Here is a 13,801-nt window from a genome sequence, read left to right as displayed (position 1 = left end):
ATAACAAAGCGAGTTAACCTAACTCGCTTTGTTAACTTACCTCGCTATATTACCGCTATTTTAGCTGCTTTACGCCTAGCTTTTACTGAATCAAAACTAAATATTGCTAATGCGGTCCAGATACATGCAAATGTAATTAATTTAGCAAAATAAAGCGGCTCTTCATAATAAAAAGTTGCTAAAACAAACATAATACTTGGGCCTATATATTGGAAAAAACCCAGCGCTGTCAGCGTCATACGTTTGGTCGCAGCACTAAAACATAATAAAGGTGCGGTAGTAACAATGCCGGTACAAATTAATAATGTATTTAATGACATCGTATTTTCAAACATATTAGTTGTAGTGGTTTGTAGAAAAAACAACCAATAAATTAAGGCGATAGGTAGCATCATAAGTGACTCTATTAAAAGTCCTACGAATGAATCTAAAGGCATTTTTTTACGCAATAAACCATAGGTACCAAAAGTAGCGGCTAACGCTAATGATATTATCGGCAACGAGCCAATCATTATAAGTTGAATGAGCACGCCAATAAATGCCAAGCCAACTGCAAATAACTGCCAAAATCTTAAACGTTCGCCTAAAAACACTACGCCTAATGCAACACTAAATAGTGGGTTTATGTAATATCCTAAGCTAGCATCGAGCAAATGATCATTGTTAACAGCCCAAATAAACATAAACCAATTTACCGCTAAAAAAGTTGCAGATATGGTTAACTGCATAACTATCTTGGGTTGTGTAATAGTGGCAATAAAATTGCCCCATCGTTTGGTCAGTAAAACAATTAATGTCAATAAAATTGTCGACCAAACGACGCGATGTACAAGAATTTCATCGGCATTGATATGGTCAATGAGTCTAAAATATAATGGGGCAATCCCCCACATTGTATAAGCACTAATCGCGAAAATAATACCGCCACGAAGTGCGTCTTTTTCAATTGTTGGCATGGAATAAACTTGCTGGCTAAGGTGAGCTAAAGTATCGACATAATATCATTATTCAATTGAACAACCTATCGACAAGTTAAAAGTATTAAGCAATATAAGATTCATTAACCATGCACTTTTACAGGGCAAAGCTACTCTTTCATCTTACGTAAAATACCTGTGTTTACCTTAATAATCAGACTGAGTTTTATTCATAATAAGAAATTCACGGTAAAAATAAAAATAAACCTCCGCACAACGCCTTTACTACTGTAAAATGTCGGCTGATTTAATTAAATAAGACTTCCTGTTGCAAGCCATTTCTCCTACAACATTAACTGAATCTCTGAAACATCACTTTGGTTATCAGGCGTTTCGCCCTGGCCAAGAAGAAATCATCAATCATGCTCTTCAGGGACGAGATAGCTTAGTGTTAATGCCGACGGGTGGCGGAAAGTCGATGTGCTTTCAATTACCAGCAACCATTATGCCCGGTGTTACAATTGTAGTTTCCCCCCTGATAGCCTTAATGAAAGATCAAGTTGACGGTTTAGTTCGACAAGGTATTTCTGCTGCGTTTGTTAATTCGTCACTTGATACCGAGACCATCAACGATATTTTTAGTCGTTTAGGTCAAGGTAAAATTAAATTACTCTATGTTGCCCCAGAGCGACTGAAAAATTATTACTTTATCCAGGGCTTATCTCAGCTCAATATTAGCCTTTTTGCAATTGATGAAGCGCATTGTATATCACAATGGGGTCATGACTTTCGCCCTGCATACACGCAATTACATTTACTTAAACAAAACTTTCCGCACGTACCTGTGATGGCATTAACCGCAACGGCAGATGTCACCACTCGACGCGATATCCTGCAACAATTGGCATTAAACGATCCTTATATTCATCTTGATAGTTTTGATCGACCCAATATTCGTTTTACCTTGGCAGAAAAGTATCAGGGTGAGCAGCAAGTTATTGGTTATATAAAAAAACGTAAAGATGAATGCGGCATTATTTATTGCAATAGCCGCTGGCAAGTAGAAAAACTAGCAAAACGTTTAGCTGAAACGGGTATCAATTGCTCAGCGTATCATGCCGGTTTAGAGTCTGAAATTCGTAATATTATTCAAGATAAATTCGCCAAAGATGATCTGCAAATTGTAGTAGCTACAATTGCTTTTGGTCTCGGTATTAACAAATCAAATGTGCGTTTTGTTATTCATTATGAACCACCAAAAACAGTCGAATCTTATTATCAAGAAATAGGTCGTGCAGGCCGTGATGGCTTGCCAGCAGAAGCACTTTTCCTTTATGACGAAAAAGACGCTGAACGCATTAACAAACGCATTAGTGAAGGTGAAAACGAACAACGAGTTAATGTAGAGCTTCAGCGTTTTCAGGCGATGCGTGGTTTTATTGATGCACAAACATGTCGTCGCAGAGTTGTTTTAAATTACTTTGCTGAGTTTACTGAAAAAAGCTGTGGTAATTGTGATATTTGCTTAGATCCTCCAAGCCAGTTTGATGCGACACAAGCTGCACAAAAAGTACTTTCGTGCGTATATCGAATTGAAGAAAGTGGTGATGTTGAGTATGTTATTGCGGTTTTACGCGCAGAGCTCAATACTAAAATGACCCAACTTGGTCATGATAAAGTATCAACTTTTGGCATTGGCAGAGACAAAACACCGAGCTATTGGTTTTCAATCGTACGACAGTTAATTCATTTAGGCTATCTACAACAAGATATTGCTGCCCAGTCAAACTTGTGTCTAACCCAAGCCGCTGGAGATATATTAAAAGGTAAACACCCCTTAATGTTAGCCGCACCTCGTTTGCAAAAAGCGAGTTACTGGCAAAGTAATAAACGTGAAAAAGCCTATGATAGAGTTTTATTTGCTAAGTTAAGATTGTTACGCAAAGAAATTGCTAAACTTGAAGATATTGCGCCGTTTATTGTTTTTAACGATGCCACTCTCTCTGAATTGGCAAGGGTAAAACCAACGACTTCCAGACAAATGCTCAATGTTAGTGGTATTGGCGACACCAAACTTGCCCGCTATGGCGAGCCTTTTTTATCTTTGATTAAACAACATCAGAGTTAAGTGTTAATTTTAAAGACAAAAAAAGCGCTTAATAGCGCTTTTTTTAACATAACGGTAAGGTTATTTAAGGCTTGCGTAGTATGCCGCGATGTTCGCAACGTCTTCATCAGATAATGCCATTGCCATAGGTGCCATTACTGGATCTTTACGGTTACCCGATTTAAAATCTTTTAATTGCTTTGCAAGGTAAGCTTCTTTTTGACCAGCAAGATTTGGGTACATAGGAACAGCAGAAATACCAGCAGCACCGTGACAAGCTGCACACATAGCAGATTTTGCTTTACCGGCAGCTGCGTCGCCAGCGAATGCTGGTGAAGCCATCATAACAGTAGCAGCAACGGCTAAAGTAAGTTTTTTCATAGATAATATCTCTCTTTGGTAAATAATTTTAAGGGATCCTCACTTGATTATATGTAAAAAAATTACTGTTGTCGTTGCTTTTTTTAGCTTCGCGCTAGGATAAAAATTAATCTATCGCATTACTGCATCAGTATATGTTTTCAACCATTAATTATCATGAAGAAGAAACGGTATGCTCAAAGAAAATAATATAGAAATCATTAACCTTGAAGAAATTAGTTTAACTACACTTCAGATCTTTTTTAATGTTGAATGGACAATGGATGATAAAACGGCGGTTATTGATTATGTGCTACAGGTAACATCGGCACAAACGCTAGAGGTATTAGAGGGCGCTGATCTTTATTGTTTGAGAATCAAAATTGCTAACAGTGTGTTTTTACTAAACTTTGAAGAGTATAGTCATGCTTGCTGGATAGAGTGCGCTACTGAACAAGATAAAGACGATTTAGAAGGTGTTAAACAGCTTTTATTAATCAAATAAAATAACGTTAACTTACTACTGATCATTAAAGTCATATTAAAAATTTTATAGTTTAAACAGGTAAAGTTGATGGAAAAGATACTTATTAGTAGCTGCTTTTTAGGTAATAAAGTGAGGTACGACGGTGGGGATAACTTATTAGTTAATACTACATTGTTACGCTGGCAAGCAGAAAATCGCTTAGTGGTTATCTGCCCTGAATTAGCCGGAGGATTAAGTACGCCAAGGCCTCCTGCAGAACTAAAAATGGTTGGTGATAGCATTCAAGTTAAAACAATTACAGGTGATGATGTTACAGATGAATTTGAAAAAGGAGCAAATAAAGCATTATTACTTTGTCAAAAATATAATATTCAATATGCGCTGATGAAAGAATCAAGTCCATCCTGTGGCAGCACGAGTATTTATAATGGTCAATTTAGCCAACAGAAAATTGCAGGGCAAGGTATTACCAGTGCATTATTGAGATCAAACGGGGTGAAGGTATTTTCAGAAAAAAACTTAGCGCTATTAATATCTGAAATAGGCGCAAATTAATTATTAGCAATACTCACGTGATTAGTTCGAATATTAGCGTTATTGTTTATTAATGCCCGTGTTTGGCTAATGATATTATTAGCACTGGTTGCAACATTATAATCACTCACACCAATACTCAACGTCATTTGTGGTAATCTAGTGCCTGATTTACTGGTAATAAACCTTAATTTTTCAACACTCTGCCGTATTTTCTCAGCTACTTCTCCGGCAACAATACGCTTTACATCTGGCAGCAAAATCAAAAATTCATCTCCAGCAGATCTAACAGGTAAGCCACTTTCACCGACATAACTGCTCACTTTATTAGCAATTTTTGTCAGTAATACATCGCTGATTAATGGGCCTAAACTTTCATTCATCTTAGCAAACTGATCAATATTAATTACGATTGCAGAAACTTGCTTAGCGGGATCATCAGAAAGCCAAAGCTCTAAATGTTGATTCATCGCTTTAAGGTTAAATAGACCGGTGAGTGGATCTAAGTAAATTTCTTTTTTCACATCGTCTAACTCAGAGCGCAATGTCTCAGTAGATTTTTGTGAAGATTGAAGCTGTTTAGCAAGCTTCTCTTGCTCAAGTTTAAATCGCTGAGTCGTGATACGTATCTGTTTAATGGCGTTAAATATTTCACTTCTGTCAGTAGACTTTAAGTTGGCAATATTCTCGTCTAATTCAGTCACTAAACGTTTTGTATTCAGTGATGACTGTTCGTTATTAGTTTGCAAATCAACCAATACTTCATCGAGATCGTCAATTAACTCCCCTCTAAAAGAACTTTGTCCTAAAATATATTGACGATACATTTCTTCTAAGAAAAAGTTATCTAGTTTCTTTTTTGACGCTAATTGCTTTTCGAGTTCAGAGTTAAGACTTTTTGAATGCTTATTAAGGTAACCGTAGCTTACCGCATAATTAATTGGAGTCGCGGCTATATGCCATAACTGCAATTGTTTTATGGCGGCGTGCATTTTTTGTTCAGCTTGTGCTATTGAATCATGATACTGCACTATGCCAACTTTTCATTTATGTTCTTACGACAATCAGCGGATGGGTTATTGTCCAGTAATTTTAGTAAAAGTACCATGCTAAAATGTATAAACAACGACAACAATGCCGATTTAATAACAAAATTAATCTTTAACTGTAAACTTTGCTTTATAAATAGTTTTGATTTGTTATGGTGATTAAATAAGTGGGTATTTTTATAAAATTAATTTTTGAGATTTGTAATGAAAGTTCTTTCAATCACTATGTTTGTTGTTCTATTGGTTATGGCTTGTCAGTCGACCAAAACTCCTACCGCTTTAATCAGCCATAATCTCGAACAAATCATTACAGATTATCAACACTTTAAAGACCATCAAAGTCCTTTTAATCAAGATATTTCCGGCGATACTAATAGCCGATTACCTGACTTATCTCCACAAAACTTACAAAAACAACATAAAATATTGGCCGTTATTTACCAAAGATTATTAGCAATAAATAGTAACAAGCTCAATCAGACAGAAGCTATTAATCATTCAGTTTTGTCCTATAGCATAAAAAATGAACTAGATAGTTATACTAACAAAGAACACTACATGCCATTAACTGCTGAATCAGGATTTCATGTCTGGATTAGCAGAATTAAAAGCCAAGTTAGCTTTAAAACCGAACAAGATTACCGCGATTATATTGCACGATTGAATGCGTTACCACGATACTTTTCTCAACAAATGTATTGGATGGATCAAGGAATAGCTTCAGGCATTACCCAACCAAAAATTGTCTTAGAAGGCTTTGAAGAGTCGATTAAAGCATTTATAAAAACTGACGCTAGCTCAAGTACCTATTATCAGCCATTTTTAACGTTGCCGGCATACTTTACTCCACAGCTGAAAGCTCAACTTAAAGAACAAGCCATGAAAACTATTGCTGAAGTTTTGATGCCGAGTTACCAGCAATATTATGATTTCATGGTCAATCGATATCAACCCAATGCGAGAGCCAACATAGCGGCTAATTCTTTACCAAACGGCGACAGCTATTATGTTAACCGGTTACAACACTATACAACCTTACCGATTTCTGTTGATGAAGTGCATAACACGGGCTTGGCTGAAGTAAAACGCATTAGGCTTGAAATGGACACCATTATTGAACAACTTAACTTTACCGGAAGCTTTGCAGATTTTGTTCATTTTTTACGTACTGATAAACAATTCTATGCCACAAGCCCTGAAGGTTTATTAAAAGAAGCGTCCTTCATCGCCAAAAAAATGGATGCCCAATTACCCAAACTATTCAAAACCTTGCCACGTACCCCGTACGGCGTTATAGAAGTACCCGCAAATATTGCGCCTAAATATACAACAGGGCGATACTCTGGTCCCTCGCGAGATGACCAACCGGGTAATTATTGGGTTAATACGTATCGACTAGACCGTCGACCGTTATATGTTTTAGAAGCATTAACGTTGCACGAAGCGGTACCCGGTCATCACTTACAAAGCTCTATTGCCCGAGAAATGGAGAATGTACCTAAGTTTAGAACTAGCACTTATATTTCTGCTTTTGGCGAAGGTTGGGGACTCTACTCAGAATATTTAGGTAAAGAAGCTGGTTTTTATCAAAGTCCTTACAGCGACTTTGGCCGCTTAACCTATGAAATGTGGCGAGCCTGCCGATTAGTTGTTGATACTGGCATGCACGCTAAAGGTTGGAGCCGAGAACGTGCTATGGACTATTTAGCCAATAATACGGCACTGTCACTGCATAATGTAAAAACTGAAATTGATCGTTACATCTCTTGGCCAGGACAAGCCTTATCTTATAAAATGGGTGAACTAACCATCAAAAAGTTACGTCTTCATGCTGAGAAAAACTTAGGAACATCGTTTGATTTACGAGAGTTTCATGATCAAATTCTAAAAAATGGCTCTATGCCATTATCAATGTTAGAAGCGGTTATTTTTGACTATGTTGAAAAGAAAAAAGCTCAAGATAAAGCACTGAAAGCAGAAACGAAATAATAGGGATTAACGAGAAAACAAAGGAAGGCACGCAAAGTTACCAGAGATTACGATGGAGAACCGGTAAATTAAGATAAGCCCCCACTATATCTAAATTTTGCAGTTCCGCTATCGTAGGTTGCCCCTTAGATCGGTAACTTTGCGTCTCCAATTTTCACTGGATTTGCCCTTGTTGAGCTTAAAAAGCTCATCTACGATTATAAGTAATGTATTCTATTTGTAAACCATTATTAATCTTAGCCATAAAAAGATAATTTAAATTAATGAATATTAACAACTTATTAGTCATTTATACCATTATACTTTAATACGAATTATGTTTAGATTAACGTTAAATCTCTCCATATCGGCTAAATGACTACTTAGAGTGATAACAAGTAGTCGAGTTAATAAGGTAAATTGATAAAATACTTCCTGAAAAATGTAAAAATCTCGTAGTGAACTGAACACTTTTCGATACAATACGCCTAAAGTAAAAATAGTAAGCGTCCCCCAATCTACCAATGGAAGTTAACGCTCAATGAATCGAATACTGCTAGTTGTTTTAATAAGTATGTTCATATCACTTTGTGCTCAAGCGAACGACACTAATAGTGGCGTTAACACACGCGAAGCAATAAACGATTATTATCTTCTGAGGAAAGAGTTATTGCTTGCACAAGATGTTGTCGATACCGCACAAGCCGTAGTCAACAATAGAGATCAGTTCAGTTCAAATATTGTCGCGAAGGCCTTCTCTCTTTTATCGGATGTGGCTTTTAATCAAGGCAACTTACTCGTGGCATTCCAATTTGCACAATACGGTAGTGAAATTGACAAAATAGATGTCGAATTACAACTGGACTTAATGTTAAAAATTGCACGAGGTTATTATGCACAAGGTAACTATATTCAGCTAAAAGATACCTCTCAAAGCGCGGCATGGTTGGCTGAACAAGCAAATGATATGAACTATCATTTACAAGCACTTGCCTATTCTGTCGTAGCTTATGCCTTAAGCGCTGAATACGATCTGGCGGTAAAAACGCTCAACAAGGTTGAAACTTTACTCAGTCAAAACCAAACAAATGTTGATCAAATAACATTGCTAGAAACTATTGCCCAAGCACATTTTTATTTATCAGAATATGACAATGCTGTTGAACTGCTCAACAATGTAATAAAACTACGCATCGATATGGCGAGAACCGAAGGCATTGCCCACAGTTACCATTTAGTAGCGAATGCTTACTTCCAACTGCAACAATATGATGATGCTTACAATGCTTTTTGGCAGTCACTACAGTTTGCCAAACAATATAAACTCGTAATTCACGCAGCCTATGCCGAACTTGGCTTAGGACAAGTATTATATGAACAACAACAACTTAAACCAGCAAAAGCTCGTTTAATGAACGCACAGATAGTATTTAATCAATACAATTTAGTACGTGTTAAGCTCTCGACTAAAATTAGCTTAGTAAAAGTGATGTTTGCTTTAGGAGAACAAATAGAAGCCGAAGCAATGTTAATTTCAGCACAATCACTAGCTAAAAACATTGTGCTTTCACCACAACAAATAGAATTGTATTTACTATTAACCGACTACTATAAAGCAAAAAACAACTTGCCACAGGCTATCAAAAATCAGAGCCATTATTTATCCTTATATCAAGGGTTGTACCCCAACGTCAGTGTAAAAGATTCATTTGCTACTGCCGCAATATCAACAAGCGATAAAGCTAAGAAACTTGCTTTAAATTTGGCTGATCAAAGCCAGCTAAGTTTAGAGTTCAACGAAAAATATGCCCAACAAAAAATGCTCATTATTCTCCTTGCTTCACTTTTAAGCTGTAGTGCTATTTTTATAATTTTTTGTCGCTTTCAAGCTCATCGGCTAAAACTTAACCTCAGTTACGATGAAATAGAGTTACCGCAAAACCAATTAGCACAGCCAGTACAAACTAAACGTTGGTACCAACAACAGTATAAAATTGCCAGAAAATATCAATATGACATATCTATCATTTACTTAAAGATAGAAAATTGGCAAGAGCTAAGCTTTCGCTTTAATCGCAAGATTCTAGCTGATGTCAGTAAAGTTTTGGCCATTATCATTAATGAAAATATTGATGAAGAAGACTATGCCGGCATCATAAGTACTGGCGAATATTTATTCTTATGTCCACATCAAAATATTGAGCAAGCACTAATAAAGTTTGATCGAATAAAACAGGCAATAAATACCCGTTTTTTTGCTAATTTAGGAGACTTCTCAGTCAAGGTTGTTTTCGCGGTTGACTCACCCAGTATTCAGGATATTGATCCCTACGTATTTCTTTCTCGCCTGAGTGAATGCGCTGATAGTGAATAATAGAGGAGGGGGGTTTATCTTAGTGAAATTATTTATCGTCGCTTGGTATTCAGTAGAAAAAATAGCAATAAAAAAGCCGCTTATGAAGCGGCTTTTTTATATCAAAATTGGAATTAAAGTCTAACAGTGAGGTTTGGTGATGTATTAATTTCGCCGTCATCAGAGATTGTAGCTGCATTACTGTCACACAACAAAATTGCAATATTACCTGCTTTGCTGTTGCGAATAAAACAAAGATCATAACCAAACTGTGTCAAACTGCTAGTCGCAAATTTTTGCGCAAGCGACAGTTTGTCCCACAAATTAGATTGCTCTGCGGTATATTGTCGTCTTTCTAGTAATACTTCTCGTTCAAGAACTGCGTGCACGATGGCCTCTTTATCACGTTAGTAATACGTATTACATATCCATAGTATACGTTTTATTGTTGAAACATATCGTAGATCATTGCTAAGATCAACTATTAAGATTCAAATTTTTATAAATAAATTCTGCTGGTTAGCCAGTTTGCTATTGTGCATATTTTTATAATCAGGATATTTAAAAGCTTATTTCGTTATTCTAAGTGTAATAGCAGGTTATAATAAATAAGATTTGTCATAGTTAAAGAGGGTAAAGTTTTTATGAGTCAAGTATTGGATGATCTTTCAGCACTTTTAAAATTAGAAATAATAGAGCAAGGTATTTACCGAGGTGAAAGTCAAGATTTAGGCTTTAGAGCATTGTTTGGTGGCCAAGTAATGGGCCAAGCATTGTCGGCTGCCCAAGAAACCGTTGCTGAAACTCATAATGTACATTCTTTACATTCGTATTTTTTAAGACCTGGAGATGCCAGCAAGCCTGTGGTTTATCAGGTTGAAAACATTCGAGATGGCAAAAGCTTCAATACTCGTCGGGTAAACGCGATTCAAAATGGTCAGGCGATTTTTTACATGACCGCTTCGTTTCAACAACACGAGCAAGGGTTTGATCACCAAGATGTTATGCCCTTAGTCCCTGGTCCAGAAGAGTTAAAGTCATACACAGATTTCATTTTTGATAATCAAGAAGCGATACCAGAAGAGATTCGTGGAAAGTTTTTATCTGAAAAACCAATAGAAACTCGCCCTGTAGTTCAGTACAACTGGTTAAAACCTGAAAAAACTGAAGCTAAATGTCAAATGTGGATAAAGGCAAATGGCACGTTACCTGATGACCTTCGTATTCATACTTATTTATTAGCCTATACTTCTGATTTTTCTTTTTTGCCTACGGCTTTATTTCCGCATGGGGTTAGTTATTGGCAACCAAACTTTCAACTGGCGACAATAGACCATTCAATGTGGTTTCATCGACCATTTCGTATAGACGAATGGCTGCTTTACTGTATTGAAAGCCCGTCAGCTAGCAGCGGTCGAGGTTTAGTAAAAGGACAAATATTTAACCAAGAAGGTTTATTGGTCGCCTCTACAATGCAAGAAGGTGTTATGCGTCAGCGTTAGTTGTCGCCTTTTGCCAGTCATAGCCACTTGGGTGCTGAAATACTCTTAAGCCAAAAAGTGGCGCTGCGGCATATAAATGATCAAAAATATCTGCTTGTATGGTTTCATAATTCACCCAATTTTGATCACTACTGAAAAAGTATAACTCTAATGGCAAACCAACCTCATTTGCTGGTAATTGTCTTACCATGCAGGTCATATCATGATGCACTTTAGGATGTTGCTTTAAATAAGCGGTTATATAAGCCCTGAAGGTCCCAATATTGGTTAACTGCCTTGTATTGATAGTTGAAGCTGTAATAGCACTATCGATAACTAATTCACCCGTTTGCTTTAAAATTTCGGCTTTCTTGGCCACAAGGTAATCAGTGATCAAGGTTACTGATGTCAGTGTGTCCAATTGCGCTTGGTTATAAAATCGAATACTGCCGACATCAATGACAATTGCACGTTTAATTCTTCGGCCACCTGAGCTCAGCATGCCACGCCAATTTTTAAATGAACCACTAGTTAAGGCATAAGTAGGCACAGTTGTGATGGTATTATCAAAGTTTTTAACTTTTACGGTATTTAGCCCTATTTCGATAACATCGCCATCAGCACCATATTTGGGTAATTCAATCCAATCACCAGGCGCAACCATTTTATTAGCCGATATTTGAATACTAGCAACCAAGCCTTTAATAGTATCTTGAAACACTAAAATAAGTACGGCTGTTAAAGCTCCTAAGCCACTCAGTAAATAAAGTGGTGAGCGATCTAAAATTTGCGAAACAGCCAATATCGTTGCCACTAAATAAACCACAAGCTTAATCACCTGTAATGTCGAATTCAGTGGTAAATAACGTTCACTGGCAGTTTGCCTATATAGCTTATTAATAACATTCAGTACTGAGCTAATCGTACGTGCTATCTGAAAACATAGGCCTATTTTAGCGAAAACTATCAATACCGTAGCGAGTAATGAGCTTTCATCTAACAAAAGTGGCGTCAGTAATAACAATAATATAAAAGGAATTAACAGCGAAATACGTGAAAAAACTTGATGATCAAAAAGCACATCATCCCAGGTGTTTTTTGAGGCTTTGGTTAATTTATGAATCAACACCAGTACATAGTTTTTCGCGATATAAAAACTAATGCTGCACAACATAAAAATAAACAAACAAGCAATTAACACCGAACTTAAGGTTAAATATGATTCATGTACGCCTTGCGCGGTTAACCAAGAATTGATTATTTCCTGCATTAATTATCCTTATTTGCTTGCTCTTCAAGCTGAAGCATTTTTTTATCTTTATCTAACCAAAGTTGATTAACCCACTTTTGAAACTGTATTTTATAAGCACGGTCATTAACATAGTCGCCTTTTAGCGAGTCGCCAATGTCTTGTGTTTCAATCGCAATGTTTACTCGTTTTATTTTTCCTGACAGAAAGTCTAAAAAATTGGGTTCACCATCAGGGTAGTAAATCGTGACATTAACCACTTTACTTAAATTACCTTTCATTGCTTGTAGCACAAAACCAATTCCACCCGCTTTAGGCTTGAGCAACCTTTGGAAGGGCGAGTTTTGCTTATTATGTTTTTCTTCTGTAAAGCGAGTACCTTCAATAAAGTTCATGACACTAACTGGCTTATGTTTAAATTTTTCACAGGCTTTTTTGGTTGTTTCGATGTCTTTACCTTTTAAATGTGGATTTTTCTTTAAAAAGTGTTGGCTATAACGCTTCATGAAAGGAAAGTCGAGCGCCCACCAAGCCAAGCCAAGTAAAGGCACATATATTAATTCTCTTTTGAGAAAAAATTTCAAGAATGGAATTTTACCGTGAAAAACGCGTTGCAAAACTAAAATATCGGTCCAGCTTTGATGATTACTAATCACCAAATACCAGTCTTTCATCTTAAGTTTTTCAAGACCTGACGCATTAATTTTTGTTTTGGTGAATAACTTTTGAATAAAAGTATTAAAAAGCACCCAGTTGCTGGCCATTTGATCGAGTAAATAGCTAAAGAATTTTTGCCATAAAGGAATAGGGCCAATGGCTTTTAATAATGAAAATATCAGTATTGGCACTAGCCAAAGTATAGTGTTAACAATATACAAAATAACTGAAAAACAGCCAATAATAGGGCCAGGTAAAAAATGTAGCATATAAATAACCAAAAATTTAGGAACTAAATTACTGGATATAATATTAATGGGTTTCGCACATATTTTCAGTAAAAATCGTTAAAAAATTACCAAGCTAATAATGGTTAGAACTAAAAGCATTTATTTGAAGTGCAGTGATAAACTGCAACGAAAGTCATGAAAGCATAATTTATGATGTGTTTTACGTAGCATTATAAATTGAGAATTCAACGATATAAGTTACTGCAAGGCAAAAGTAATATGGATAAAAACGCACCATAAATTTATTGCCCTGCGTATAATTTGATTAAAATACATTATTAACATAGTTAAATATTAGCTTAAGTGCACTAATTCCATAAACCATTAGAAAATAGTAAACAAGTCTAAT

12 protein-coding genes and 1 riboswitch are annotated in these 13,801 nt (G+C 36.2%); of the genes, 6 read left to right on the top strand and 6 right to left on the bottom strand.

Translation table 11 applies throughout. The annotated features are described in order from the left end of the window. Nucleotides 1-44: 44 nt before the first annotated feature. The gene (gene rarD / locus H4J50_RS03665) at nt 45-956 is read right to left on the bottom strand and encodes an EamA family transporter RarD (RefSeq protein ID WP_108457536.1); all 912 of its coding nucleotides are present in this window, start codon (nt 954-956) and stop codon (nt 45-47) included. Nucleotides 957-1,245: 289 nt separating this feature from the next. Between rarD and recQ the strand changes: the two genes are divergently transcribed. Continuing rightward, nucleotides 1,246-3,045 (top strand): DNA helicase RecQ, encoded by a 1,800-nt coding sequence (gene recQ, locus H4J50_RS03660; protein WP_108457537.1) that lies wholly within the window; start codon nt 1,246-1,248, stop codon nt 3,043-3,045. A gap of 60 nt (nt 3,046-3,105) precedes the next feature. Here recQ and H4J50_RS03655 read toward each other — a convergent pair whose 3' ends face one another. Then, on the bottom strand, nt 3,106-3,405 hold the full coding sequence (locus tag H4J50_RS03655; RefSeq protein ID WP_108457538.1) for a cytochrome c: 300 nt from the start codon (nt 3,403-3,405) through the stop codon (nt 3,106-3,108). A gap of 172 nt (nt 3,406-3,577) precedes the next feature. On the opposite strand from H4J50_RS03655, the gene H4J50_RS03650 reads away from it, so the two are divergent. Further along, a complete protein-coding gene (locus H4J50_RS03650; RefSeq protein WP_108457539.1) occupies nt 3,578-3,889 on the top strand; it encodes a DUF3630 family protein in 312 nt (103 codons plus the stop codon). A gap of 69 nt (nt 3,890-3,958) precedes the next feature. After that, a complete protein-coding gene (locus H4J50_RS03645; RefSeq protein ID WP_108457540.1) occupies nt 3,959-4,426 on the top strand; it encodes a DUF523 domain-containing protein in 468 nt (155 codons plus the stop codon). Here the strand turns inward: H4J50_RS03645 and H4J50_RS03640 are convergent. Next, nucleotides 4,423-5,436, bottom strand: coding sequence for a GGDEF domain-containing protein (locus H4J50_RS03640; RefSeq protein WP_182254514.1), 1,014 nt, complete (start codon nt 5,434-5,436; stop codon nt 4,423-4,425). The two genes, H4J50_RS03645 and H4J50_RS03640, sit on opposite strands and share 4 nt — an antisense overlap. Nucleotides 5,437-5,658: 222 nt before the next feature. Between H4J50_RS03640 and H4J50_RS03635 the strand changes: the two genes are divergently transcribed. Together H4J50_RS03635 and H4J50_RS03630 are read left to right on the top strand one after the other, a co-directional pair. Continuing rightward, nucleotides 5,659-7,443 carry a DUF885 family protein gene (locus H4J50_RS03635; protein ID WP_182254512.1) on the top strand — a complete coding sequence of 595 codons (1,785 nt, stop codon included), beginning with the start codon at nt 5,659-5,661 and terminating at the stop codon, nt 7,441-7,443. A 95-nt stretch (nt 7,444-7,538) separates the two neighbouring features. Continuing rightward, nucleotides 7,539-7,621: riboswitch (cyclic di-GMP riboswitch) on the bottom strand. 342 nt (nt 7,622-7,963) lie between these two features. After that, complete coding sequence (locus H4J50_RS03630) at nt 7,964-9,796, top strand: tetratricopeptide repeat protein (RefSeq protein ID WP_182254510.1); 1,833 nt, start codon at nt 7,964-7,966, stop codon at nt 9,794-9,796. A gap of 113 nt (nt 9,797-9,909) precedes the next feature. Here the strand turns inward: H4J50_RS03630 and H4J50_RS03625 are convergent, their stop codons facing one another. Further along, nucleotides 9,910-10,164, bottom strand: a complete 255-nt coding sequence (locus H4J50_RS03625; RefSeq protein ID WP_108457544.1) for a hypothetical protein — start codon at nt 10,162-10,164, stop codon at nt 9,910-9,912. Nucleotides 10,165-10,419: 255 nt separating this feature from the next. On the opposite strand from H4J50_RS03625, the gene tesB reads away from it, so the two are divergent. Then, nucleotides 10,420-11,277, top strand: coding sequence for an acyl-CoA thioesterase II (gene tesB / locus H4J50_RS03620; RefSeq protein ID WP_108457545.1), 858 nt, complete (start codon nt 10,420-10,422; stop codon nt 11,275-11,277). On the opposite strand, the gene H4J50_RS03615 is transcribed toward tesB, so the two are convergent. Both H4J50_RS03615 and H4J50_RS03610 read right to left on the bottom strand, forming a co-directional pair. After that, nucleotides 11,261-12,526 carry a mechanosensitive ion channel family protein gene (locus H4J50_RS03615; RefSeq protein ID WP_182254508.1) on the bottom strand — a complete coding sequence of 422 codons (1,266 nt, stop codon included), beginning with the start codon at nt 12,524-12,526 and terminating at the stop codon, nt 11,261-11,263. The genes tesB and H4J50_RS03615 overlap by 17 nt on opposite strands. Then, complete coding sequence (locus H4J50_RS03610; RefSeq protein WP_108457547.1) at nt 12,526-13,431, bottom strand: acyltransferase; 906 nt, start codon at nt 13,429-13,431, stop codon at nt 12,526-12,528. Before H4J50_RS03610 ends, H4J50_RS03615 begins: the two co-directional genes overlap by 1 nt. Nucleotides 13,432-13,801: the final 370 nt, after the last annotated feature.

The organism is Colwellia sp. 6M3, from assembly GCF_014077595.1.
GTDB lineage: Bacteria > Pseudomonadota > Gammaproteobacteria > Enterobacterales > Alteromonadaceae > Cognaticolwellia.
Note: the sequence above shows the minus strand (reverse complement) of the source record. Positions and strands in the feature narration are given on the sequence as shown.